At 66.7% G+C, this 24,096-nt stretch carries 19 protein-coding genes; 4 read left to right on the forward strand and 15 right to left on the reverse strand.

The features are described 5' to 3' along the window. The first annotated feature begins 350 nt into the window (after positions 1-350). The gene (locus tag PX653_RS18180) at positions 351-914 is read left to right on the forward strand and encodes a PEP-CTERM sorting domain-containing protein (RefSeq protein WP_277414155.1); all 564 of its coding nucleotides are present in this window, start codon (positions 351-353) and stop codon (positions 912-914) included. A gap of 53 nt (positions 915-967) precedes the next feature. On the opposite strand, the gene PX653_RS18185 is transcribed toward PX653_RS18180, so the two are convergent. Together PX653_RS18185 and PX653_RS18190 are read right to left on the reverse strand one after the other, a co-directional pair. Further along, positions 968-2,083, reverse strand: coding sequence for an aldose epimerase family protein (locus PX653_RS18185; RefSeq protein WP_277414156.1), 1,116 nt, complete (start codon positions 2,081-2,083; stop codon positions 968-970). Then, positions 2,083-3,486: an MFS transporter gene (locus PX653_RS18190; protein WP_277414157.1), complete on the reverse strand. Its 1,404-nt coding sequence runs from the start codon at positions 3,484-3,486 to the stop codon at positions 2,083-2,085. The genes PX653_RS18185 and PX653_RS18190 overlap by 1 nt, the downstream gene beginning before the upstream one ends. Positions 3,487-3,783: 297 nt before the next feature. Between PX653_RS18190 and PX653_RS18195 the strand changes: the two genes are divergently transcribed. Beyond that, positions 3,784-7,173, forward strand: coding sequence for an MHYT domain-containing protein (locus PX653_RS18195; protein WP_277414158.1), 3,390 nt, complete (start codon positions 3,784-3,786; stop codon positions 7,171-7,173). Beyond that, a complete protein-coding gene (locus PX653_RS18200) occupies positions 7,170-8,186 on the forward strand; it encodes a response regulator (protein ID WP_277414159.1) in 1,017 nt (338 codons plus the stop codon). Before PX653_RS18195 ends, PX653_RS18200 begins: the two co-directional genes overlap by 4 nt. Positions 8,187-8,265: 79 nt before the next feature. Here the strand turns inward: PX653_RS18200 and PX653_RS18205 are convergent, their stop codons facing one another. From PX653_RS18205 to PX653_RS18235, 7 genes are all read right to left on the reverse strand, one after another. Next, positions 8,266-9,375, reverse strand: coding sequence for a glycosyltransferase family 4 protein (locus tag PX653_RS18205; protein ID WP_277414160.1), 1,110 nt, complete (start codon positions 9,373-9,375; stop codon positions 8,266-8,268). 8 nt (positions 9,376-9,383) lie between these two features. Beyond that, the gene (locus tag PX653_RS18210; protein ID WP_277414161.1) at positions 9,384-10,499 is read right to left on the reverse strand and encodes a glycosyltransferase family 4 protein; all 1,116 of its coding nucleotides are present in this window, start codon (positions 10,497-10,499) and stop codon (positions 9,384-9,386) included. Then, positions 10,496-11,446 carry an NAD-dependent epimerase/dehydratase family protein gene (locus PX653_RS18215; protein WP_277414162.1) on the reverse strand — a complete coding sequence of 317 codons (951 nt, stop codon included), beginning with the start codon at positions 11,444-11,446 and terminating at the stop codon, positions 10,496-10,498. The genes PX653_RS18210 and PX653_RS18215 overlap by 4 nt, the downstream gene beginning before the upstream one ends. A gap of 1 nt (position 11,447) precedes the next feature. Further along, positions 11,448-12,491 (reverse strand): GDP-mannose 4,6-dehydratase, encoded by a 1,044-nt coding sequence (gene gmd / locus PX653_RS18220; RefSeq protein WP_277414163.1) that lies wholly within the window; start codon positions 12,489-12,491, stop codon positions 11,448-11,450. A 107-nt stretch (positions 12,492-12,598) separates the two neighbouring features. After that, complete coding sequence (locus PX653_RS18225) at positions 12,599-13,168, reverse strand: PEP-CTERM sorting domain-containing protein (RefSeq protein WP_277414164.1); 570 nt, start codon at positions 13,166-13,168, stop codon at positions 12,599-12,601. Positions 13,169-13,324: 156 nt separating this feature from the next. After that, positions 13,325-13,780, reverse strand: coding sequence for a DUF2214 family protein (locus PX653_RS18230; protein WP_277414165.1), 456 nt, complete (start codon positions 13,778-13,780; stop codon positions 13,325-13,327). 126 nt (positions 13,781-13,906) lie between these two features. Then, positions 13,907-16,225 carry an NADP-dependent malic enzyme gene (locus PX653_RS18235; protein ID WP_277414166.1) on the reverse strand — a complete coding sequence of 773 codons (2,319 nt, stop codon included), beginning with the start codon at positions 16,223-16,225 and terminating at the stop codon, positions 13,907-13,909. Positions 16,226-16,391: 166 nt separating this feature from the next. On the opposite strand from PX653_RS18235, the gene PX653_RS18240 reads away from it, so the two are divergent. Further along, positions 16,392-16,721: a hypothetical protein gene (locus PX653_RS18240; protein WP_277414167.1), complete on the forward strand. Its 330-nt coding sequence runs from the start codon at positions 16,392-16,394 to the stop codon at positions 16,719-16,721. A 19-nt stretch (positions 16,722-16,740) separates the two neighbouring features. Here the strand turns inward: PX653_RS18240 and PX653_RS18245 are convergent, their stop codons facing one another. The 6 genes from PX653_RS18245 to PX653_RS18270 all read right to left on the reverse strand — a co-directional run bounded on the left by PX653_RS18245 (position 16,741) and on the right by PX653_RS18270 (position 24,023). After that, positions 16,741-17,181 (reverse strand): hypothetical protein, encoded by a 441-nt coding sequence (locus PX653_RS18245; RefSeq protein ID WP_277414168.1) that lies wholly within the window; start codon positions 17,179-17,181, stop codon positions 16,741-16,743. Positions 17,182-17,195: 14 nt separating this feature from the next. Continuing rightward, the gene (locus tag PX653_RS18250; RefSeq protein WP_277414169.1) at positions 17,196-18,590 is read right to left on the reverse strand and encodes a CDP-glycerol glycerophosphotransferase family protein; all 1,395 of its coding nucleotides are present in this window, start codon (positions 18,588-18,590) and stop codon (positions 17,196-17,198) included. A gap of 18 nt (positions 18,591-18,608) precedes the next feature. After that, positions 18,609-19,241: a LysE family translocator gene (locus PX653_RS18255; protein ID WP_277414170.1), complete on the reverse strand. Its 633-nt coding sequence runs from the start codon at positions 19,239-19,241 to the stop codon at positions 18,609-18,611. 18 nt (positions 19,242-19,259) lie between these two features. Beyond that, on the reverse strand, positions 19,260-21,869 hold the full coding sequence (locus PX653_RS18260) for a YidC/Oxa1 family membrane protein insertase (protein WP_277414171.1): 2,610 nt from the start codon (positions 21,867-21,869) through the stop codon (positions 19,260-19,262). A 40-nt stretch (positions 21,870-21,909) separates the two neighbouring features. Then, complete coding sequence (locus PX653_RS18265) at positions 21,910-22,728, reverse strand: phosphocholine cytidylyltransferase family protein (protein WP_277414172.1); 819 nt, start codon at positions 22,726-22,728, stop codon at positions 21,910-21,912. Between the two features lie 101 nt (positions 22,729-22,829). Continuing rightward, the gene (locus tag PX653_RS18270) at positions 22,830-24,023 is read right to left on the reverse strand and encodes a pyridoxal phosphate-dependent aminotransferase (protein WP_277414173.1); all 1,194 of its coding nucleotides are present in this window, start codon (positions 24,021-24,023) and stop codon (positions 22,830-22,832) included. Positions 24,024-24,096 lie beyond the last annotated feature (73 nt).

Consider the following 24,096-nt stretch of genomic DNA (forward strand, 5'->3'; position numbering starts at 1 on the left):
GATAAACTTTCCAGCCCGGCCGCAATCTTACTCATCAGGCCGGCCGCGCTTGAGGAGAAACACGGCAACCCGGTAATTAGCGCCAGCCGCCATCTGCCCAACACACCTGACTACCTGGCCTGCTTCAGTGCGACGGGGGCGCAGCGTTTTTCATTCCTGCCAAGCTCTGGATTGCAATGCCAGATATTTTTTCTTAGCCAGATTCCGCGAGGCCGGCAGAGTATTAATCGGACAGACTTGCATTTGAATACTGTTGCGCGCCCGACCGCCGAAATATTAAACGCGATGCAATCATGCGAAAATCTCCGCGGCACGTAGCTGGATGCGCCGCTAACCGACGGGAGAGGCAAATGCTGAAGAAAATGGCTTTGATGGCAGGGCTCGCGGCCTGCGGTATCGCGAGGGCGGAGGTGCAGCATCTGAAGGTGGTCTACCAGGGTTTCCATGACGAGATCTACACGCAGTCGTTCCAAGCGCACCTGCAACAGATTGCCTACTTCGACGTCGACGACCGCAACGGCGACGGCACCTTCTCACACGATGAGGTCATCGAATTCGAATGGTCCGACGTGTATTACACGGCCGGCAGCAGCTGCACGGACGGTGGCGTGATCTGGAACTGCCTGAGCAGCTTCTCGTACACGCCCGGCAGCAATCCATCGTTTGCCGCCACCTTCCACGTCAGCGACGACATGTTCCCCTGGGGTGTGACGCTCGTCGCCGGCCAGTATTACCGCTACAGCACCCAGCACGGCCGTGGCGAGTACTGGACGTGGACGCCGCGCACCCGGACGCTCGTCCTGCCCGCCGGCGCGCCGATCCCGGCTGTCCCGGAACCGGCCCAGTATGGCATGCTGGGGCTGGGGCTGGCCGGCATCCTGGCCACCTCGCTGCGCCGGCGGCGCGCCGGCTGAGGGGCGCGCGCCAGGAATCGGCGATCCCGCCTCCGGGCCCTGCTTCCCAGGGACTATTGCCGGGTGAAGCGGAAGCTGGTCACGGAGCGGAACACGTCGCCAGGCCGCAGTGCCGTGGATGGAAATGCCGGCTGGTTCGGGCTGTCCGGCAAGTGCTGCGTCTCGAACGCGAAGCCGTCGTAACGCTCGTAGGCCGTGCCGCTGCTGCCCACCTCTTTCCCGTCGAACGCGTTGGCCGTGTAGAACTGGGCCGACGGTTCGGTCGTCCCGACCGTCATGCGGATGCCGCTGGCCGTGTCGTCGATGACGGCCACGCGCGCCAGCTTGCCGGGCGCCTTGGTCAATACCAGGCTGTGGTCGAATCCGGGGGGATCGCCCAGCAGCGCGGATGGCCCCTGCAGCCGCGCGGCGGCGCTGGCGGGACGGCGAAAGTCCAGCGGCGTTTGCGCCACGCTGGCCAGCTCTCCCGTCGGCACGCGGTTCGCGTCCGTGACGGCGTAGCGGTCGGCGTCGATCTGGAAGCGGTGCGTGGCGAGGCCCCGGCTGCCGGCGCCAGCCAGGTTGAAGTAGGCGTGGTTCGTGAAATTGACGACCGTCGGCGCGTCCGTCACCGCTTCGTATTCGATGCGGAACTCGTCGCTGGCGCGCAGCAGGCGGTACGTCACGCGCAGCGCCAGCTTGCCGGGAAAGGACTGGTCGCCGTCAGGACTGACCAGCGTATAGACGGAACCGATCGACGCACTGTCGGCGAAGTCGCGGCGCTGCCAGACGCGGTGTTCGTAGCCGGGCGGGCCGCCGTGGATCGTCAGGCCGCGCAGGTTCGGCTGCAGCTGCACGGTCTTGCCATCCAGGGTATAGCGCGCGCCGCCGATGCGGCCCGCATAGCGGCCGATGATGGCGCCCCACTTGCGCGTGCTGCGCTGGTAGGCGGCCAGGTCGGGCAGGTCGAGGACGACGTTGCGGCGTGCACCGCTCCGGTCGGCCGCCGTGGCGGCCACGATGGTGGCACCGTAGTCGATGTAGGACAGCTGCATGCCGCGGTCATTGGTCAGCGTGACCCGTTCGACGTTGGTGCCGGCAGCTGTCACGCCGTAGGGCCGCACGGCGATGCCGGTGGCGCCGGCCTGCCCCGCCGCAGCCAGCAGGGCGACACAGAGCAATGAGCGCATCAGATGTCCGTGATTTCCTTGTAGCGCGGCACCAGCGTCTTCATCACGCCCCACGCCAGCAGGTAGGCGAGCGCGCAGAACGCGAACATGATCATGTAGCCCGTGGCCAGCTGGCCCATGGCGCCGTAGTAGTCGAACAGCCAGCCGCCCACTTTCGACACGGCCACGCCACCCAGTCCGCCGGCCATGCCGCCGATGCCGATGACGGAGGCGACGGTGCGCTGCGGGAACATGTCGGACACGGTGGTGAACAGGTTGGCCGACCAGGCCTGGTGCGCCGAGGCGCCGATGCCGATCAGCAGTACCGGCATCCAGTAGCTGATGGAGCCCAGCGGCTGCGCCAGCAGCACGACCAGCGGGAAGCAGGCGATCACCAGCATCGCCTTCATGCGGCCATCGTAGGGCGACTCGCCCTTGTCCATGAAGTAGGCGGGGAAGTAACCACCGCCGATGCTGCCGACCATCGTCATGCTGTACAACACCGCCAGCGGCACCACGATGTCGGCCGGGCCCATGCCGTAGGTGGACGCCAGGTATTTGGGCAGCCAGAACAGGAAGAACCACCAGACGCCGTCCGTCATGAACTTGCCGAAGGCGAAGGCCCACGTCTGGCGGTAGGCCAGCAGGCGGAACCAGGGCACCTTGGCGCTGGCGGGCGCGCCGGCCACTGGCGCCGTGGTGTCGCTGCGGATGTACGCCAGCTCGTCCTTCGACAGGCGCTTCTGCCGCTCCGGCGTGTCGAACAGCATCTGCCACGCGATCATCCAGACGAAGCCGATGGCACCGATGACGATGAACGCGGCCTGCCAGCCCCAGTTGATGGCGATCCACGGCACCGTCAGCGGTGCCAGGATCGCGCCGATATTGGCGCCGGAGTTGAAGATGCCGGTCGCGAACGAACGCTCGCGCTTCGGGAAATACTCGGCCGTCGCCTTGATCGCGGCCGGGAAGTTGCCCGCCTCGCCCACCGCCAGCACGGCACGCGAGATCATGAAGCCGATGATCGACGCTGGCGCCGCCACCATGCCCAGCGCACCCATGGCGCTGCCGACGGCATGGCCCATCGGCACCGAGTAGGCATGCATGATGGCGCCGCCGGACCAGACGGCGATGGCCCACATGTAGGCGCGCTTGGTGCCGATGCGGTCGACGATCGGGCCGGCAAAGACCATCGACAGCGCGTAGACGAACTGGAACGCGGCCGTGATGTTGGCGTAGTCCGTGTTGGACCAGTTGAACTCCTTCGTCAGTTGCGGCGCCAGCAGGCTCAGGACCTGGCGGTCCAGGTAGTTGACGGTGGTGGCAAAGAACAGCAGCGCACAGATCGTCCAGCGGTAGTTACCGACGGCGATGGCACCGCGCGGGCCAGCGCTCTGCTGGCTTACAGGCTCGTTCAGCTTCATAGGATCACTTGGTTTGGTTATGGTCGATCTCTCGGTCTCCAGCGAGAGCAGCCGCAGGTTGTATGTCATCGTACAACCTAACAGGACGTTAAGCAAGAAGTAATAAGCGCCGGGCCCGGCCGTGAAAAACGGTGACAGTCACCCTTTTCCGAAAAGGTGACTGTCACCGTTTTTCACGCCTGTCGCGGTACCGCAACGCGGGTCATGCCTTGGCCCGCTGTCGGGGTACGTAATTTCCGTTCATTAATTTCCAAGGGGAAAATATGGTAAGGTGTGGTGAACCTCGCCCCCTTGCCCATGACTACGCTGACCGACCTGTTCTCGCCGCCGGCGAACCCTTCGCTGCTGCAGTATGGCGTGTATGACCCGCAGCTGGTCGTGCTGTCGCTGCTGGTGGCCGTGTTCGCGTCGCTGATGGGCCTGCAGATGGCCGGCCATTCGCGCAGTGCGACCAGTCCCGTGCTGCGCATGGGCGCCCTGCTGGCTGGCTCGCTGGCATTGGGTTCCGGGATCTGGGCCATGCACTTCATCGGCATGCTCGCGTTCGACCTGTGCACGTCCACCCACTACGATCCCGCCGTGACGTTCCTGTCGCTGCTGCCGGGCCTTGGCGCTTCCTTTGTCGCGCTGACGATCCTGCGCCGTGCCACGCTGACCCGCGGCGTGCTGCTCACCGGCGGCGTGCTGGTCGGCGCCGGTATCGGCGCCATGCACTACAGCGGCATGGCTGCCATGCATACGGGCCTGCAGCTGCGCTACGATCCCTGGATGTTCGCGCTGTCGATCGTCGTCGCCGTCGTGCTGGCGACCGTGGCGCTGGGCGTGCGCTTCGGCTTGCGCGGCCTGCGCGAGCGGCTGGGCCATCGCCAGCGCCTGGCCATCAGCGCCCTCGTGATGGGCTGCGCCATCGCCGGGATGCACTACACGGGCATGGCGGCGGCCCGTTTCGTGGGAACGCCCGCGCCCGGCGGCAGCGCCGGCAGCACCGATTTCGTCGCGCTGGCCGTCAGTGCCATCAGCGTGCTGTTTACGGTGGTGGTCATCGGTGCCAACGGCCTGCTGCGCTACCGCGAGATGTACCGCCAGCTGCACCGCAGCGAAAGCTGGATGCGGGCCCTGCTGACCACCACCGTGGATGGCGTCATCACCGTCGACCGGGACGGCACGATCCAGGAATTCAACCTCTCGGCCGAGCGCATCTTCGGCTGGCACCGCGACGAGATCGTCGGGCGCCATATCGCCACGCTGATGGCCGACACCGCCGCGTCCGAACAAAGCGGCTTCCTGTACTACCTGAAGACGGGCGACGACCAGCTGACGCGCGCCGGCAGCGAGGTGCTGGGCCTGCGCAAGGACGGCAGCCACGTGCCGATCCGGCGCGCCGTGGGCCATGCCCGCCTGACGGGCCGCGACCTGTTCGTGCTGTTCATTACCGACATCAGCGAACGGCGCGCCATCATGCAGGCCCTGCGCGACAGCGAACGCCAGTTCCGCTCCCTGATCGGCAACATCCCCGGCATCTCGTTCCGCTGCCATGCCGATGCCGACTACACGATCGAATTCCTCAGTGACGGCGTCGAGCTGGTGACGGGCTATCCGGCCGCCGACTTCACGGGACCGGGTCGCTGCCGCACGCTGATCGAGGCCATCTCGCCGGCCGACCTGCCGCGCGTGATGGCGTTGTGCGGCGAAGCCGTCGGCGCCGGCCATGCCTACACGGTCGAGTACCGGCTGCGCCATGCGGACGGCGGCTGGCGCTGGGTGTGGGAACACGGCGCCCCCGTCATGGGCGACGATGGCCTGCCGCGCTGGGTCGACGGCGTCATCCTCGACATCACGGAGCGCCGCCAGATGGAGGAGGACCTGCGCCTGGCCAAGGAGAAGGCCGAGCAGGCCGCCGCCGCACGCGCCTCGTTCGTGGCCAACATGAGCCATGAGATCCGCACGCCGATGAACGCCATCCTGGGCTTCACGGACGTGCTGCTGGACGGCGAGCTGCAGCCGCAGCAGCGCGCCCACCTGGACACGGTGCGCAATGCGGGCCGCGCACTGCTGCGCCTCCTCAACGAGATCCTCGACATGGCCAAGCTGGAAAAGGGTGCCGTGCAGCTGGAGCTGGACGACTACAACCTGCTGGCGCTGATCGACCAGCTCTCGTCGACCTACAACACGACTGCCCGCAGCAAGGGGCTGGCGCTGAACATCGCCTACGCGCCCGAGCTGTCGCCGTGGCACCATGGCGACGAGCTGCGCATGCGCCAGGTGCTGACCAACCTGCTCGACAACGCCATCAAGTTCACCGCCGCCGGCAGCGTCACGCTGCGTGCCGCCCCCGACGGCGAGCACCTGCGCATCGCCGTGACCGACACCGGCATCGGCATCGCGGCGGACCGGCTGGCCGCCATCTTCGACCCGTTCACCCAGGCCGACGCGTCGATGACGCGCCGCTTCGGCGGCACGGGCCTGGGCACCACGATCAGCAAGCAGCTGGTGGAACTGATGGGCGGGCGCATCTGGGCCGACAGCACGCCGGGCCAGGGCACCACCTTCCACGTGCTGCTGCCGCTGACACCCGCGCGCCAGCCGGAACGCCTGCAACAGCAGCGCCAGCGCCAGCGCATCGCGTTCGACCTGCCGCCCCTGCGCGTGCTGGCGGCCGACGACGTGGCGCAGAACCTGGAGCTGCTGGGCCTCCTGATGACCAAGCGCGGCCACACGCTGGCCTTGGCGCACGACGGTGCCCACGCGGCCGACCTGGCCGCGCGCCACGACTTCGACGTGATCCTGATGGACGTGCAGATGCCCCACGTGGACGGGCTGGCCGCCACCCGCATCATCCGTGCCGAGGCGCAGTGCAATGGCCGCCCGCGCGTGCCGATCGTCGCCATGACGGCTAGCGTGCTCGAGGCCCACCGCAAGGCCAGCATGGCGGCCGGGATGGACGGTTTCGCCTCCAAGCCGGTCGACTGGTATGCGCTGTCGCACGAAATTGCGCGCGTGCTGGGCCTGGAGGCGGTCGGGGCCATGGTCGCGTTGAGCGCAGGCGGCCCGCAGGTACTGAACCGCGCCGCCGCGCTGCTGCGCTGGGGCGGCAACGATGCCGCGCTGCAGGCCGCATTGTGCCGCTTCGCCGAGGAGCATGGCGGCTGCGATACGACGTTGACGGCGCTGGCGGGACGCAACGACCACGCGGCCGTGCAAATGCTGGCGCACCGCGTCCGTGGCGTGGCCGCCAACGTCGGCTTCGAACAGCTGGCCGTGCTGCTGGCCGAGGTCGAGCAATGCGCGACGGCCTGCACGGCCGCGCCGCACGGCCCCGCCCTCGACCAGGCCCGCAACGCGCTGGCGACGGCCCTGGCGCGCCTGGCACCGCAACTGGCGCAGGCGCGGGCGGCACAAGGGCGCTGCCCCGACGCACCCGCGGCCGAGGCACCCGCCGCCAGCGCGACGCTGGACCGTGCCACCGTGCAGGCCGCTGCCGCCGCGCTGCAGCGGGCGCTGGCCCGCGGCGCGCTGGACGACGACGCGCTGGCCCGGCTGTCGCTGGCGCTGCAGGGCCACGTCGCCCCGGCCGTGCTGGCGCCATTGCAGATGGCGCTGGGCGATTTCGACTTCACGTTGGCCGAAACGAGGCTTAATATGATCCTCGCCACGGTCTTCCAAACCGCTACCGAAATCCAGTCATGAACGACCTGACCTTCAGACCCGCCGCCACCACGCCGCAGCCGCCGCTCATCCTCGCGGTGGACGACGAGGCATCGAACCTGCAGCTGCTGCGGCAGATCCTGCAGGACCAGTACCGCCTGCTGTTTGCCAAGGACGGTGCCCGGGCCCTGGAGCTGGCGCGGCAGGAACGGCCCGCCCTGATCCTGCTCGACGTCATGATGCCGGGCATGAGCGGCCACGACGCGTGCCGCCAGCTCAAGGCCGATCCGGCCACGGCCGGCATTCCCGTGATCTTCGTCACCGCCCTGTCGTCGCCGGAGGACGAAGTGGAAGGCTTCGATGCCGGCGCCGTCGACTACATCACGAAGCCCGTCAGCGCGCCCATCGTGCGTGCGCGCGTGCGCACGCACCTGTCGCTGGTGCGGATGGACGAGCTGAAGGAAACCCGGCTGCAGATCGTGCAGCGCCTGGGCCTGGCCGCCGAGTACAAGGACAACGAGACGGGCATGCACGTCATCCGCATGAGCCACTACGCGCGCCTGCTGGGCGTGGCGGTCGGCATGGACGAGACCCAGGCGGACGACCTGCTGCACGCGGCGCCCATGCACGACGTGGGCAAGATCGGCATTCCCGACCGTATCCTGCAGAAGCCGGCCGCGCTGGACAAGGAAGAGTGGGCCATCATGCAGTCGCATGCGCTGATCGGCGGCGATATCATCGGCGAGCACCCGCACGGCATGCTCAAGCTGGCACGCGACATCGCGCTGACGCACCACGAGAAATGGGACGGCAGCGGCTACCCGAACGGCCTGGCCGGCAGCGCGATCCCGCTGGTCGGGCGCATCGTCGCGATCGCCGACGTGTTCGACGCGCTGACCTCGGCCCGGCCGTACAAGGCCGCCTGGCCCGTCGAGGAAACGGTCGACTACCTGAAGCAGCAAAAAGGCCGCCACTTCGACCCGGAGCTGGTCGACCTGTTCCTGCAGCAACTGCCCGCCATCTGCGCCATCAAGGACAAGTGGGCGGAACGCTAGCCCAACGGCCCAGCCCGTGTCCCACCACGGGGTCAGTCACCATGGTGGGACACGGGCTGGGCTGTAGCGCAGTGGCCGGTCAGCCTACCAGGCGGTTATACAGGTCCAGGTAGTCCTGCGCCATCTTTTCGGCCGCGAACAGTTCCCAATACCGCGCTTCGGCGCGGCGGCCCATGTCCGCCGCCAGTTGCGGGTTCTCCCACAGCGTGCGCATGGCCGCGGCGAACGCGTCCGGGTCGCTGGGCGGTACCACCAGGCCCGTCTCGCCGTCGCTGTTGATGTAGGTGGTGCCCGTGCCGATCTCGCTGGAGATCATCGGCTTGCCGTACATCGCGCCTTCCAGCAGGGAGATGCCGAAAGCTTCCGAGCGCAGGTGAGACGGGAACGCCATCGCGTAGCACAGCGTCAGCAGCGCCACCTTGTCGTCCTCGTCCACCGCGCCGACGAACTGCACGTGCGTCAGGCCCAGGCGCGCCGCGTGCTGCTTCAGTTCCTGCTCGATGGGACCGGCGCCGACGATGACGACGGGGTAGTCCAGCTGCGCCATCGCGTCCAGCAGGATGTGCAAGCCCTTGTAGTAGCGCAGCACGCCGACGAACAGGAAAAAGCGATCGCCCACGCGGGCCCGCCACTTGTCCAGCAGGTCGGCGCGCGGCAGCGGATAGGTGGACTTGTCCAGTCCGAACGGGATGGTGTGGACCTTGCCGTTGTAGCGCTTCAGCACCTCGGACGACGCGAAGTAATTCGGCGACGTGGCGACGATCGCATCCACACTGGCCAGGAAGCGGCGCATCAGCGGCGAGTACAGCTTCAAGAGCGCCTTCTGGCGCACGATGTCGGAGTGGTACGTGACGACGCTGGGCTTGCCGATGCGCGCCATGAAATGCGCCAGGTCCATGAAGGGCCACGGGAAGTGGTAGTGGATCACGTCGGCCTGGCGCGCCAGCTCGGCCAGCTTGCCGATGACGCCATACGACACCGAGTTCGAGGCGATCTCGAATGCCTGCGGCACGCGGTGCACCAGGTGACCGTCGATGTCGAAGCTGTCGGCGGCGCCGCCGCGGGTCAGCGTCAGCACCTCGTTCGTCACGCCCAGGCGGCTCGTGCCCACGCACATCTGGCGGATTACCTGCTCGACGCCGCCGCGGGACTCGGGAAAATAGGTCTTGTAGAAGTGAAGAACGCGCATGGCTTGGATTACTTGAGGATCGAGCGGTACACGGCCGCGGTCTTGCGCGCCGTCTCGCGCCATGTCAGCTGCAATGCCCGGACGGTGCCGGCCGCGCTGCAGCGGCGCCGCAATGCTTCGTCGCGCGCCAGCTCCAGCATGGCGCCGCCGATGGCAGCGACCGACAACGGATCGACGTCGATCGCGGCACCAGCCGATACCTCGGGGATGGAGGTCGCGTTGGACGCCACCACCGGCACCCCGGAGGCAAACGCCTCGACGACGGGGATGCCGAACCCTTCATACAGCGACGGGAACACGAACACGCCAGCGCCGGCATACACGTGGCGCAACTGCTCGAAGCTGGTCAGGCGGTCCAGCCAGACGACGTTCTCGCCGTTCTGCTGGGCGGCGCGGATGCGGTTGACCACGTCCTCGCTGCGCGCGCCGGGCGCGCCGACGATGACGAGCTGGCGCTGCGCGCGGATGCTGGCCGGCAGGCCGAGATAGGCCTGCAGCAGCCGTTCGATGTTCTTGCGCGGCTGCAGCGTGCCGACCGTCAGGAAGTAGCCCGCACGCAGGCCCAGCTCGCGCAGCGTCAGCTCGACCCGCTCGGCCGGCACGGCATCGAGCCATGCTTCGTCGACGCCGTTGTGGACGACGCTGATGCGGCGCTCGTCCACGCCGAAGTACTGCACCAGTTCCGCGATCGCATAATGGCTGACGGCGATGACGTGGTCGGCCTGGCGCGCGCCGCGTGCCTGCAGACGGTTCTTGAGGCCGCGCAGGCGCGGATTGCACCACTCCGGATGCGCGATGGGCAGCGCGTCGTGCAGCGTGGCGACGACCGGGCAGTCCATGCGCACGATGCGGTAGTCGGTGGCATGGAAGATGTCTACGTCCAGCGCCATGCGCGCGCCGGCCAGGTCGGCCAGCATCGCCAGCGGCAGGGAGCGCGGCAGCGGCCGGCCGACGGTCAATGCCGTGGCCGGGCCGAACGAGAAGGGATGCACCGCGCAGCCGACCGCGGGCAGCTCGCGCAGCAACGCGTTGCTGTAGACGCCGATGCCATCGAGGCGGCCGCCCGTCAGCCCGGGTTCCGTCGTCGTCGTCGCCAGGCCGATGCGGAGCAGCCCGGGTGTCACGCCTCGTACATCCAGCGCAGCGTTGCCGCCAGTGGCGGGGGCGCGATCGGGCCAACGACGGCCTGCAGGCGCCGGTTGTCGCCGGTCAGGCGCTCGACTTCGTTGGCACGCACGAAGGCGGGGTTGACGTGTACGTCGATGCGGTAGCCGGCGATGTCGGCCATCATGTCCAGCACTTCGCCCAGCGAGTAGGCGGTGCCGGAGCTGACGTTGAAGACGCGCTGTGCGGCGCTGCCGCCCGGTGCCGCCGCCAGCAGGTGGCGGTAGGCCGCGGCCACCATGCGCACGTCGGAAAAATCGCGCCACACGTGCAGGTTGCCCAGTTCGATGCGCGCTTCCTTGCGGCGGAAGTGCGACACGATCTTCGGCAACAGGAAGTTGTCGGCCTGGCCCACGCCCGTGTAGTTGAACGGGCGGACCATGACGATGGGCAGCTTGTCCATCCACAGGCGCGCCATGTACTCCATCGCCAGCTTGCTGACGGCGTAGTCGTTGGCGGGTGCCGCCGGCACCTCCTCGTGGATTACCGGCACGTCGGTATTGCCGTAGATGTTCGCGCTGGACGCGACCAGCACGGCGGCCGGTTGCTTCGGCGCCTGCGCCAGCGCTTCCAGCAGGTTGCGGGTGCCGACGACGTTGACGCGATAGATCTGCTCGACGTCCGAGTGGGCGACGAACGCGATCGCGGCCAGGTGCACGACGACGTCCGGCGCGATCTCGCGCACCGCGGCGGCCAGGCCATCACGGTCCAGCAGGTCGACGCCGATGACGTTGGCCGGCAGCGTGCCGCCTGGCGTGGACGTACCGAATACCTCGTAGCCCGCCAGTGCCAGTTCCTGCGCGACATAGCGGCCCGTAAAGCCGGCGATGCCCGTGACCAGCGCGCGCTTGCCGGCGCCTTCGCGAGCGCCGGACAACAACTGCAACGGCGGCAGCACGGCGCTCATGTCAGAACGAGAAGCCGGCGCTGTTGCGGCGCAGGTCGGCCTCGACCATCATCTGGCACAGCTCTTCCAGCGTGGTCTTCGGTTCCCAGCCCAGCACGGCCTTGGCCTTGGCCGGGTCGCCGATCAGCAGGTCCACTTCCGCCGGCCGGTAGTATTTCGGGCTGATACGCACCAGCACCTTGCCGCTCTGGGCATCGTGGCCCGTCTCGGTCTCGCCCGCGCCCTGCCATTCGATGGCGATGTCGACGGCCTTGAACGCCATCGTCACGAAGTCGCGCACGGTCTCCGTGCGGTTCGTCGCCAGCACATAGGTATCGGGCTGGTCGGCCTGCAGGATGCGCCACATGCCTTCCACGTATTCCTTGGCGAAGCCCCAGTCGCGCTTGGCATCGAGGTTGCCCAGCTCCAGCACGTCCAGCTTGCCCAGCTTGATCTTGGCGACGGAATCGGTGATCTTGCGGGTGACGAACTCGCGGCCGCGCAGCGGCGACTCGTGGTTGAACAGGATGCCGGAGCAGCCGAAGATGCCGTACGACTCGCGGTAATTGACGGTCATCCAATGCGCATACAGCTTCGCCACGCCGTACGGGCTGCGCGGATAGAACGGCGTATCTTCCTTTTGCGGGATCGCCTGCACCTTGCCGAACATCTCGGACGTGGACGCCTGGTAGAAGCGGATCTTCGGATCGACGATGCGGATGGCTTCCAGCAGGTTCACGGCACCCAGGCCGGTGATCTCGGCGGTCGTGATCGGCTGCTCGAACGAGACGCCGACGAAGCTTTGTGCCGCCAGGTTGTAGATCTCGCCGAACTGGCCGTTCTGCAGCAGGCGGATCGAGGACGACAGGTCCGTCAGGTCATGCTCGACCAGCTTCAGGTTCGGATGATCCTGGATGCCCAGTTCCTCGATGCGCCAGAAGTTGACGGAGCTCGTGCGGCGGAACGTGCCGGTGACCTCGTAGCCTTTTTCCAGCAGCAGCTGCGCAAGATAGGCGCCATCCTGGCCGGAAATGCCCGTTACCAGGGCGCGTTTGATGGTTTGCATAGTGTTGGGTACCCAGAAACGAATCGACCGTGAAGCCCAACATTGTAACAGAGGCATGCATACCGGACGCCCTGGCGGGGCAGGCGAATTACATTAATTACATCTTGTTACACGGAAACTTTAGCCCGGCGGCGCGCGAGCCCGACCACGGCCAGGCCGGCCAGTGCCATCGGCAGCATGGCTGGTTCCGGCACGGGCGCGGGCGTGATGCTGAAGGCCGTGCGCTCGGTCCACAGGTAGTTCGTTTCCGAGCTCTCCATGCCGGTTTGGCGGCCGAACGTGATCCGGTCGCCCGTGCGCACGCCGCCATACCAGCTCGTGAAGAACTCGTCATGGCCGCCGTAGCCGACGTTGAAGACCAGCTCCCCGGTCCGGGCATAGCTGAACCGGCTAACGCTGCAGCGCAGGTACGGACTTTCCGACGCCACGCAGCCGCCGTCGAAGGGCGACAGATAGTTTCGCCCATCCACCGTCAGGACGGTGACTTCGTCCAGCGCGACGATGCCATCGGCGTTGCCATCCGTGCCGCTGAATGTCCCCGTCAGCGTGCGGGCAGCGTCGAACACGCCCGTCTCGGCGTCCAGGAAGCCCTGGTAGGTGAAGTTCCACGTGGTTTCCTGCGCCTGCGCGCAGGCACTTGCCGCCAGCAGGGCGGCACACAGCATTCGTTGTAGCATCGCGGGCTCCTTGTTTGGTCAATCGAATCGAAAAAGAAAGGCCGGCAGGTGCCGACCCTCGATTGTTGCAAATAATGCACCAAACAGGGAACGGTCGAGTGAGCAGAAACGCCTGGTAATATTCGGAAAAAGCGGTGGCTTGCAGAGAGCAAGCGTTCAACCCAGCCCGATCCCTCGCGCCATCATCGCGGCAAGGATCGGAATCAGCGCGAAGACGTGGATTTCGGCCAGCATGCGCCGGCGCAGCGCGGCGATCTCGTCGGCCGGCGGCACGAAAGCGGCGTCAGCCTTCAGCGCCTTCTGCCATGCCAGGATGCGCAAGGTCGGCTTGATGGACAGCAGGCCGACGACGGCAAAGGCGGCCACCTTGGTCCAGAACACGTGATTGGGAAGATAGAAGTCCGGCCCCTTGGCGCCGAACCAGACGCGCCCGAAGCCGATCGCCAGGACGGCGATGGCCAGCACGCCGTAGGCCGCATCGAAGCGGCCCAGCAGCCGCACCGTGTGCGGCGACATCGCCGCGGGACGCATCAGCGCCAGCTCGCCAGCCAGCACGGCCGCGATGCCGAAAACAGCCAGGTGATGCGCGATGGCGAGGATGAGGTCGGTCATGGGGCTACTCTAGCGCGCCCGCATGGCGATGTAAACAGCCCAGGCCCATGGTGACAGGCCCCCATCTTCGGGTCTTCGACCTGAAGATGGGGGCCTGTCACCGCGGGTTGCGTCACTGGCCGCGGATCAGCCCTTGCGCTGCGCCACCACGTCGACGACGCACAGCGCCGTCATGTTGACGATGCGGCGCACCGTCGCGGATGGCGTCAGGATGTGCACCGGTGCCGCGCAGCCCAGGAGGATCGGGCCGATGGCGATGCCGTTGCCGGCCGCCGTCTTGACGAGGTTGTAGGCGATGTTGGCGGAGTCGATGTTCGGCGCCACCAGCAGGTTGGCATCGCGCTCCAGGCGCGAGTTCGGCATCAGCTTCTTGCGCAGCTTCGAATCGAGCGCCGTGTCGCCGTGCATTTCGCCGTCGATTTCCAGGTCCGGCGCCTGCTCCTGCACCAGCTTCAGCGTGGCACGCATCTTCTGCGCCGACTCGCTGTTGGAGGAGCCGAAGTTCGAGTGCGACAGCAGCGCGACGGACGGCGACAGCCCGAAGCGGCGCATCTCCTCGGCCGCCATCAGCGTGATCTCGGCCAGTTGTTCGGCGGTCGGGTTCTCGTTGACGTGCGTGTCCACCATGACCAGCTGGCGCTCCGGCAGCACCAGCACGTTCATCGCCGCATACACGTTGGCGCCGGGGCGCTTGCCCAGCACCTGGTCGATGTAGTGCAGGTGCAGCTGCGTGGTGCCGAAGGTGCCGCAGATCATGCCGTCGGCATCGCCCTTCTTGATCATCATGGCGCCGATCAGCGTGTGGCGACGGCGCATTTCCAGCTTCGCGTACTCCTCCGTCACGCCGCGGCGGTTGGTCAGCTCGTAGTACGAGGTCCAGTACTCGCGGTAGCGGTCGTCGTAGTCAGGATTGATGACGTCGAAGTCGATGCCCAGCTTCAGGCGCAGGCCGAACTTCTCGATGCGCTGTTCCAGCACGGCCGGGCGCCCCACCAGGATCGGGCGCGCCAGGCGCTCGTCGACGACGACCTGCACGGCGCGCAGCACGCGCTCTTCCTCGCCCTCGGCATAGACGATGCGTTTCAGGTCCGGGTGCGTGCCCTTCGCCACGGAGAACAGCGGCTTCATGAAGGTGCCGCTGCGGTAGACGAATTCCTGCAGGCTGTCGGCGTACGCTTCCAGGTTCTTGATCGGACGGGTGGCGACGCCCGATTCCTCGGCCGCCTTGGCCACCGCTGGCGCGATCTTGATCAACAGGCGCGGGTCGAACGGCATCGGGATCAGGTATTCCGGGCCGAACGACAGGTTGGTGAAGCCATACGTCGTGGCGACGACGTCGGACTGCTCCGCGTGCGCCAGTTCGGCGATCGCGTGCACGACGGCGATTTCCATTTCGCGCGTGATCGTGCTGGCGCCGCAATCGAGTGCGCCGCGGAAGATGTACGGGAAGCAGAGGACGTTGTTGACCTGGTTCGGATAGTCGGAACGGCCCGTGCAGATGACGGCGTCGTCGCGCACGGCCTTGACATCCTCCGGCAGGATCTCCGGATTCGGGTTGGCCAGCGCCAGGATGATCGGCTTGGCGGCCATCTGGCGCACCATGTCCTGCTTCAGTACGCCGCCGGCGGACAGGCCCAGGAAGATGTCGGCGTCGGCGATCACTTCGCCCAGCGTGCGGGCGGACGTCTCGCGGGCGAAGCGTTCCTTGTCCGGGTCCATCAGCTCGGTACGGCCCTTGTAGACCACGCCGGCCAGGTCGGTCACGTAGATGTTCTCGATCGGGAAGCCCAGGTCGACGATCAGGTCCAGGCAGGCCAGCGCCGCGGCACCCGCGCCCGACACGACCAGCTTGCATTCCTTGATGTTCTTGCCCACCAGCGCGATGCCGTTCAGGATGGCGGCGCCCACGATGATGGCGGTGCCGTGCTGGTCGTCGTGGAAGACGGGAATCTTCATGCGCTTGCGCAGCTCGCGCTCGATGTAGAAGCACTCGGGCGCCTTGATGTCTTCCAGGTTGACGCCGCCGAACGTGGGTTCCAGCGCGGCGATCACGTCGATCAGCTTGTCCGGGTCCTGTTCGTTGATCTCGATGTCGAACACGTCGATGCCGGCGAACTTCTTGAACAGCACGCCCTTGCCTTCCATGACGGGCTTCGACGCGAGCGCGCCGATATTGCCCAGACCCAACACCGCGGTACCGTTCGAGATGACGGCCACCAGGTTGCCGCGCGCCGTGTACTTGTAGGCGGCGGCCGGGTCGATGACGATTTCTTCGCAGGGAGCGGCAACGCCGGGCGAGTAGGCCAGCGCCAGGTCGCGCTGGTTGGTCAGCTGCTTGGTCGGCGTCACGCTGATCTTGCCCGGGCGCGGGCACTCATGGTATTCCAGCGCCGCCAGACGCAGTTGTTGACGCAGTTCCTCTTTCTTGTCAGATGACGAATCCATTGCTGTACTGCCTTCCCTAGGTGCTCTGAAAAATCCTTCGATTCTAGCAGACCCCTCCAGTTGTCAAAGTAGGTATTTTCACGAAGCCTTTCGTCAATAAGCAAATTGCTATTGATTCCTCTAATTGATCACTTGTGGCTATCGGTTGGGATCTTGGGGCACCGCCGTGGCGCGCGGCGTATCGTCGAAACAACATTATTTCCCCGACAAATCGGGGACAGCCTCCAATTTCGGCAATAATTTCCCCTCTGCGGCATGCGCCGTCACCGTCACCGGAGGTTACATGGCCCTGCGTATGATCGTCCTGGTCGTCGTGCTGCTGATGCTGGCCGCGATCGGTTATTTCATCGGCGTGGGCGAGGCGCTGGCGTGCGGCATGGCGGCGGTCGGCGTTTACATCTATTTCATGGTGCGCCGGTTCCGCGCGACGCAGGCTGCCCGGCTGCCGTCCCGCCTTGGTGCACCGGATGGCGATGGCGGGGAGCCTCGCTCCTAGGCGTTTGCCCTTTCCGGCGTCACGCCGAGAACCACAACAGGGCGGCGTTGTACCAGGCATGAACGAGGAACAGCAGCCCCACTTGCCAGGCACGAGAGCGCGGGCAGCGTTGCCGGACCGCCCGCACGGCACCCAGCGACAGCAGCCACGCCATCGGCAGCGAGAGCAGCGCAATGCCGCCCCGTTGCGCCACGTGGCTGGACAGGAATGCCAGGCAGATGAGGCCGGCGGCGGCATGGTCCCGCGCCAACAGCCGCGCCAGCGCCGCCGCCGCGGCCAGCAGCAGGACCGTCTCGTACAGCGGCCCCCACAGCAAAACGCGGCCGAGGGAGGACCCGACCGCCGTGACGGCCTCCGTGCCCTGCCTCGTGCCGAGCCGCTGCGCGCAGAATGCGACGGCCCAGGCCAGCGCCACCGGCACTGACAGCGCCAGGGCCGCCCCGCTTGGCCGGGCCAGCAACCACCTGCCAGCTATCACCGGCCAGCCGGCACGGCCGCGGCAAACGGCGGCGCCACCACCGCGGCCTGACTGACGTGCGGCCGCAGGTCGGCCAGCCGCGCGATCTCGTCGACGGCCGCCGCGCTCGCGCAGCCGAAGTTGCAGACGTACTCGTCGCGCAAGCGGCGGATCTGCTGCGCCCGCGTCCCGTCGGCGGCTTCCCGTGCCAGGATGTCGGCCAGCCCGGCCATGTCATCCATGCCGATACGCCGGCCGATGCGGTCCAGGATGGCGAGTTCCCATGGCTCGAACGGCAGGTCCATCGCCTCGAAGCCCCGCTTGTCGATCGGGAAATCCAGCGTCAGCACCGGCCGCCCGGTCAGGAAGGCGAAGTCGAACACGATGCCGGAAATATCCGAGATGAGAATGTCGGCGCCGGCCATCGCGGCCACCGCATCGGGGCTGGCATCCCAGCTGCAGTTGGGCAGCGCGGCCGTCTCGCGCTGGACCCGCTCCAGGAGCTCGCTCTCGGACACGCGCGACTGGGGGTGCGGCCGGACGACGACCTCGACGTCCGCACGCGCCGCCTGCGCGATCAGCGCGGCACCGAAGCGCGCCAGCAGCCCGTTCTTGCCCCACGTCGGCGCCACCAGCACGCGCAGCGGCCGCCCTGGCGCCTGGGCCCGCGCGCTGTCGACAGCCTGTTGCGCCGCCTGGTACTTCGGCAACAGGCTGTCGTAGTACAGGCAGCCCGCGTTGTACAGCGCCTTCGCCTTGCGCCCGCGCAGCTGTTCCAGCGCGCGCAGCACGCGCTCCTGGTGCGGCCCGTTGATCAGCACCGAGTCGAAGAAGTCGAACGAGTAGGTCCGGTTGAACGACTTGTCGGTGGGCGAGTGCACCACGTGCATGTAGTGCCGCACGTGGGGCGAGCGCCGCAGTTGCAGGACGTCGAGTCCCGGCGTCGTCATGCAGACCAGGCGGGCCCGCAGCGTGCGCATGCGCGCCCAGGCCAGGTGGCCGCTGCCGATGAACTGCACCTGCAGCAGCGGATACGCCGGGTCGTCGCGCAGCGCCAGCAGGGGATCGTCGGCATCGTTGCTGAGATAGAGGCAAGGCAGGCCCCGCTCCGCCATCTGCCGCAACAGTGGGCGGAAGGTCGACTGGTACTGCCTGCCCTCGCTGAAGAACACCACCGGGTGCTCCACCGTTGGATCGGCGCCGGTCTGCGCCCCCTGGCGCCCGGACAGCAGGACCTTGATGCTGCTGGCGAGACGGTACAGCACGTCGCGGGCGACAAAATAGGCGGTACTGGCTATGCCCAGGATGACGGAAAACAGCAGGCTGCCCGTGCCCGGATCGAGATACAGCAGTGCCTGGGTCGCCCCGCCGTCGAAGAAGCCCGGCGCCAACGAAAAAATGCGATTGAACATATGAGCCCGTACGTGGTTTCAGAATTTCAGGGACAGCATCGTGATGCCGAAGGCGAAGAACATGGCCGCGCTCAGGCGCGACAGCAGCCTGGCCGCCTTGGGCTGGCTGAGCCAGGTGCGGGCCCTGGCGGCAAGCGCGGCATACACGGCATGGATCAGGATCAGGACGACGCAATAGGTTGCGATCGCCACCGGCAAGGGCAGCGGCCGGCCGGATGACGTGCTCTCGACAACCTGGGGCAGCACCGACAGGAAGAACAGCAGCGATTTCGGGTTGCTGGTCTGCAGCAGCACGCCACGCAGCAGGCGCGCCCAGCGCCCTGCCTGGTCGCCACGCTGGCCGTTGGCCGCCTGCTGGGCGATCTGCCGCACGTCGCGGTTCCACGTGATGTAGGCAAGGTAGAACAGGTAGGCCACGCCACAGTACTTGAGGAACAGGAACAGCGGTTGCGAAGACCGGATCAGCAGCCCGATCCCGGCCGACGTCAGGCCGGCCATCACGGCCGCGCCCAGGGCCAGCCCGATGACACCGGACAGCGAGGCGCGCCAGCCGTTGGCGATGGCATTGTCCAATGTCATCAGCACGCCCGGGCCGGGACTGGAAACGGTGAAGATCACCATGACGATGTAGAGCCAGTAAGTGTTGGTCATGAGGTTGTCCTGCCTGGTTTAACGGGAACTGGTCAGCTGGCTGGCCGGCCGTTCGGCCAGCATCCGGTCGGGCGGGGCCTCCATGCTCCAGCTCGCCTGCAGGCCGACCGGGCCATTGTTCTGGTGCATGGCATCGACAACGTAGTTGTTCAGCGTCTGGCCGGCCGGCTGCCATGGCGTTTCATACAGCGTCACCGGTCCGACCAGCGGCGAATAGCGGATGGTCTTGCCCGTCGCCCGATCCTGGCAACCGCCGATCTTGTCGCAGATCAGGCCCGCGACCTTGTAGTTGGCGATCCAGGTGGGGTCGCTCTGCAGGTCGTCGTTGCTGTTGAAGTCCTTCACCATCAGGAACGACTGGTACATCGAGAACACTTGCTGGCCCTTGATACCGTCCAGCAGCGGATTGTCGGAGACCCAGCCATGGTCCGACGCGAACACCACGTAGGTATTGTCGGCAACGCCCTCCTTGCGCATCCAGTCCATGAACTGGCCCACGCCGCGCAGCACGCAGCGGTGGGTCTCATAGATCTTCTGCGTCTCATGGTCGGCGAAGCGGCCCGCCTTGCGGCGCAGCGCCGTGTTTTGCGCATCGTCCGGCAGGCACGCGTCATCGAGCAGGAACGTGGCGCGCGGCGTCTCGTTCGTGATGAAGTTGAAGGTCGGCTTGCCTGCGTCCACCTTGGACAATGCCGGCATCGAGCCCAGGCTGAAGTAGTTGTTGAGGTATTTGTCCATGCGCTTCTTCCACGCGAACGACATCGACAGCCACTTGGCGTCGTCGTAGACCGCGTTCTTCAGCGAGTGGGGCGCGATCCGGAATGCCGTCAGCGCGGCGTACTGCTGCGCCAGGCCGAAGAAGAAGTCGGTCTTCTTGTCCGCCGTGACCGCCAGCTTGCGCTGTTTGACGCCATGGCCGATCGAGTGGATGCAGCGGGCCTTGCCCTCTTTCTCGTACTGCGCGTTGAACAGCTCGCAGTCGCCGGTGCGCACGAGCCCATACCAGAACGGGTCGGAGTACTGCACCTCGTAACCCTTGGCGTGGAAGTTATCGATGTACACCCGGTAGGCGTCCGTTACCTTCTCCTTCAGGGTGCCCTGGCTCCGCGCATTGATGCCACCCACCGTGTAGTCTTCGCCGCCGAAGACGGACGGCAGGCCGTTGATGGTCCGGTTGCCGGTGGAGATCACGTTGGGGTACCACTTGAAGCCTTTCAGCTGCGCCTTCAGTTGCGGCTCATCCTCCAGGATGGCCGGCAGGTAGCCGCTCATGGCGCCGTCCAGGAACACCAGCAGCACGTTCGGCTGGGTCGTCGAATAGCGGAACAGCTTGACGTCGTCGGGCTGCGAGGCGGCCAGATTGGTGGCGATGCGCCGGTCCAGCGAGACGATGCTGATCGCGGCACTGAGCACGCTGGCCAGCAGCACGATCGCCATCGCGTGCTTCATCACGGCGGCATGGCGGATCGCGATCCACCACGTCAGCACGCCGACGACGGCGACCAGGCAGATATCGAGGACCAGCTTGGACACGCTCGGTGCCAGTGCTTTCGGCGTGAAGAAGGTGAAGTTGTCCAGCATGCCCGCATCGGGCTGGTGGACAAACGCGAACGCCAATGCCAGCAGCGTGGCGGTGAAGGCGGCGTAGGTGCTCCAGGCATGCCAGGTCCGGCCCACCAGCCGGTACCAGATGGCGCACACGATACCCACCAGCAGTGCCGCGCACAGGCTGACAAGCAGGAAGAAGCCGGTATAGCCGCCCAGGCCGTCGACATTGTCTTCCAGGCTGGTGAAGCCGATCGGCAGCGCGACCAGCACGAGCATGAACAGGCTGGCGCACGCCAGCGCGTAGCTGCTTTTCAGCGACGGCCCCAGGCTGCCCACCAGCCGGGCCGAGCGTCCGCTGCGCCAGGTGTCGCGGATCTCCGCCAGCAGGGAAGCGAAATGCGACGGCGCTGCCGTATCGCGCGGCAGGCCGCGCGTGTACCACAGGCTCTTCACGACGGACAGGACGTTGTTGAAGGTCCAGTACAACACCAGGCCGCTGGGCGACTCGTACAGCAGCGCCAGGAAGACCAGCGCCACGACGACGCCTTGCGCCCAGTCGGCCCGCGGCAGCTGGCGTGCATACAGGTTCAGGGCATACAGGTTGACGGCCGTCATCAGCAGCGGCATCAGGTTGATCCCGCCCAGCAGGCCGTCCGGCTGTGCCAGGTCCGGCAGGAACAGGAACGACGCACCGCGGAAAGGCTCGTAGTGCGTCAGCAGGCCATACGCGGCAATGAAGAACGGGACCTGGATCATCAGCGGCGCCACGGCGCGCAGGGCGTAGACCGGACGATAGCCGTGCAGCTTGTACAGCTGGCGCAGCATCATGTGCAGTTCCTGGCCCTTGAACACGGCCTTGAACTCGTCGAGCTTCGGCCGCATCAGGCGCTGTACGTCCCGTTCCATGCGCTGCAGCTTCTCGGCCCAGTGGTAGGCCGGCACCAGCAGCAGGTTGAAGAAGACACTGAGGAACAGCAGGGAGATCCCATGGCTCCCGCTGACCGCATAACCCAGTTCCAGCGCGGACATCAGGGCCCAGCGTATGGGCCCGATGAGCGCGTAATCAAAAAATTCCAGCATGTAGTTTTCCACGTTCTCGATTGCGTGCGCGCGACCGCGCTCAGGCCGCTGCGGGCAGTGGCGGGAACAGATCGTTGGCGATGGCCAGGTCTTCCGGCGTATCGACCTCGAACCACGGCAGGCCGTCGGTCGGGACGGCGTCGATGCGCAGGCCCTCGGCCACCAGGTTCTGCATCGCATACTCCAGCGGTGCCTTGGGACCGCGCTGCGCGATCACGGCGCTGGCCTGGGCCAGCAGTCGATGGCGGGCGTGGCCGCGCGGGACGGTGGTCAGGTTGACGGTCTTGAAGCTGCCCTCCAGGTCGAAGCCGGGCGCGCGCACGCTTTCGTGCAGCCAGCCAGTCACGACACCCTGCGCCACCGTGGCGAACGTGCCGTTCAGGGCCGGTTCGTAGGGCGCCAACAGGGTCGCCGCCGCGCCCGTGGCCGCCGTCTGCCGCAGCAGCCGGGCCAGCAGCTCGATGTCGATCACGACGTCGCCTTCGATCAGCAGCAGGTGCCGTTCGTCGCGCGTGCCGTCCAGGTGCCGCAGCGCCAGCTCGAGCGAGCACAGCGAACCCGTTTCCGCGTAGCGCTCGTTGAGGACGAAGTCCACTTCGATCGGCGCATTGTTGGCCAGCACCCAGTGGGCGGCAAATTCGCGGATCGCGTGATCGAGGTAGCCGACCACGATGGTGGCGCGGCCGATGCCCAGCCGGACCAGGTTGTCCAGCAAGCGGTCGAGGATGGGCCGTGCGGAGACGGGAACCAGGCACTTCGGCGTGGCTTTGGTATTTTCCTTCAGGCGGGTGCCCAGGCCCGCGGCGAGGACGATGGCGTGGGTGTCGGCGGCGGCCGTGGCGATATCGTTGTTGGTCATGATGGTGTCCTGGATGATATGGATGAGCGATGCCCCGCCCTGCCGCCGGCGCGGGGCCGGCGGCGGGTGCGGCGTGTCGGTTGTCGGTGAGCTTGCGGACGCTAGCGCAGCCGCTCCAGCAGCGTCAGAAGGCGCTCCAGCCCTTCGACGACGTCGTCCGTGCTGATGGCATAGGAGATCCGCACGCTGGTCGGATCGCCGAACGCGGCACCGGACACCAGCGCGATCTGCGCCGAGCGCAATGCCAGCTCGCAGAACTGGTCGACGTCGGCGACGGTGGTGCCGTCGAGCGACTTGCCCAGGTGGGCCGAGACGTCCAGGAACAGGTAGAACGCGCCCTGCGCGGGCGCCACCGTCACCGCGGGCATGCGTGCCACGATAGCCAGCGCCCGGCGCAGCCGTTCGTCCAGCATGGTGTTGACCCGGGCGATGAACTGGCCGTCGTCGTGCTCCAGTGCGTGGCTGATCGCGTATTGCGCGACGCTGCTGGGGTTGGAGGTCGTGTGGCCCTGCAGGTTTTCCATCGCCTTGACGACCGGCGCCGGCGCCGCCACGTAACCCAGCCGCCAGCCGGTCAGTGCGTGGCTCTTGGAGAACGAGTTGACGATGACGAGGCGGTCCTTCAGGCGCGGCTCGAGTGCCAGCAGGTGCTCGTGGCGGTGGCCCGAGCGGACCAGCGACGCATAGCACTCGTCGAACACGATCCAGATATCCTTTGCCAGCGCCAGCGCGGCGATCTTCGCCAGTTCGGCGGCGTCGTACATCACGCCGGTCGGGTTGTTGGGGGAATTGATGATGATGACCTTGGTCTTCGGGGTGATGGCTTCCTCGACGACACTGGCCAGCAGCTTGTAGCCGTGCGGCCGGGTTTCGACAAACACGGGCCGGGCCCCGGCCAGCTCCACCTGCGTGGGGAACGTGACCCAGTAGGGATTCGGAATGATCACTTCGTCGTCCGGGTCCAGCAGCACCATGGCGGCGTTGTACAGCGCCTGCTTGGCACCGGCCGTCAGGCCGACTTCACCCTGGGCGTAGTCGGTGCCCGTGTGGCGCGACACCAGCGCGGCCAGCTGCTTGCGCAGCGCCGGCGTGCCCAGCGCTGGCGTGTAGATGTTGCGGCCCTTGTCGATGGCCTGGCGGGCGCCTTCCTTGACGATGTCGAGCGTGTCGACATCGAGTTCGCCCGCGGCGAAGTTGATGACGTGGGCGCCCTGCTCTTTCAGTTCGTTGGCGATCGTGCGCATCCTGGACGTGCCTGGCGGAGCTATTTTTGTTGTGCGTTCGGCGAGTTTCATGGATCTCTTTCTTGTAATGGTGTTACGGCGGTGCGCATCGGTGCGATGCGGTACTGCCGGCTCTTCGGTTTCT

This window comes from Pseudoduganella chitinolytica, assembly GCF_029028125.1.
Taxonomy (GTDB): domain Bacteria; phylum Pseudomonadota; class Gammaproteobacteria; order Burkholderiales; family Burkholderiaceae_D; genus Rugamonas; species Rugamonas chitinolytica.

Excerpts from the sequence above, each read along its gene's own strand:
- PX653_RS18180 (WP_277414155.1), top strand. The coding sequence starts at position 351 with ATGCTGAAGAAAATGGCTTTGATGGCAGGGCTCGCGGCCTGCGGTATC.
- PX653_RS18185 (WP_277414156.1), bottom strand. The coding sequence starts at position 2,083 with ATGCGCTCATTGCTCTGTGTCGCCCTGCTGGCTGCGGCGGGGCAGGCC.
- PX653_RS18190 (WP_277414157.1), bottom strand. The coding sequence starts at position 3,486 with ATGAAGCTGAACGAGCCTGTAAGCCAGCAGAGCGCTGGCCCGCGCGGT.
- PX653_RS18195 (WP_277414158.1), top strand. The coding sequence starts at position 3,784 with ATGACTACGCTGACCGACCTGTTCTCGCCGCCGGCGAACCCTTCGCTG.
- PX653_RS18200 (WP_277414159.1), top strand. The coding sequence starts at position 7,170 with ATGAACGACCTGACCTTCAGACCCGCCGCCACCACGCCGCAGCCGCCG.
- PX653_RS18205 (WP_277414160.1), bottom strand. The coding sequence starts at position 9,375 with ATGCGCGTTCTTCACTTCTACAAGACCTATTTTCCCGAGTCCCGCGGC.
- PX653_RS18215 (WP_277414162.1), bottom strand. The coding sequence starts at position 11,446 with ATGAGCGCCGTGCTGCCGCCGTTGCAGTTGTTGTCCGGCGCTCGCGAA.
- gmd (WP_277414163.1), bottom strand. The coding sequence starts at position 12,491 with ATGCAAACCATCAAACGCGCCCTGGTAACGGGCATTTCCGGCCAGGAT.
- PX653_RS18225 (WP_277414164.1), bottom strand. The coding sequence starts at position 13,168 with ATGCTACAACGAATGCTGTGTGCCGCCCTGCTGGCGGCAAGTGCCTGC.
- PX653_RS18230 (WP_277414165.1), bottom strand. The coding sequence starts at position 13,780 with ATGACCGACCTCATCCTCGCCATCGCGCATCACCTGGCTGTTTTCGGC.
- PX653_RS18235 (WP_277414166.1), bottom strand. The coding sequence starts at position 16,225 with ATGGATTCGTCATCTGACAAGAAAGAGGAACTGCGTCAACAACTGCGT.
- PX653_RS18250 (WP_277414169.1), bottom strand. The coding sequence starts at position 18,590 with ATGTTCAATCGCATTTTTTCGTTGGCGCCGGGCTTCTTCGACGGCGGG.
- PX653_RS18255 (WP_277414170.1), bottom strand. The coding sequence starts at position 19,241 with ATGACCAACACTTACTGGCTCTACATCGTCATGGTGATCTTCACCGTT.
- PX653_RS18260 (WP_277414171.1), bottom strand. The coding sequence starts at position 21,869 with ATGCTGGAATTTTTTGATTACGCGCTCATCGGGCCCATACGCTGGGCC.
- PX653_RS18265 (WP_277414172.1), bottom strand. The coding sequence starts at position 22,728 with ATGACCAACAACGATATCGCCACGGCCGCCGCCGACACCCACGCCATC.
- PX653_RS18270 (WP_277414173.1), bottom strand. The coding sequence starts at position 24,023 with ATGAAACTCGCCGAACGCACAACAAAAATAGCTCCGCCAGGCACGTCC.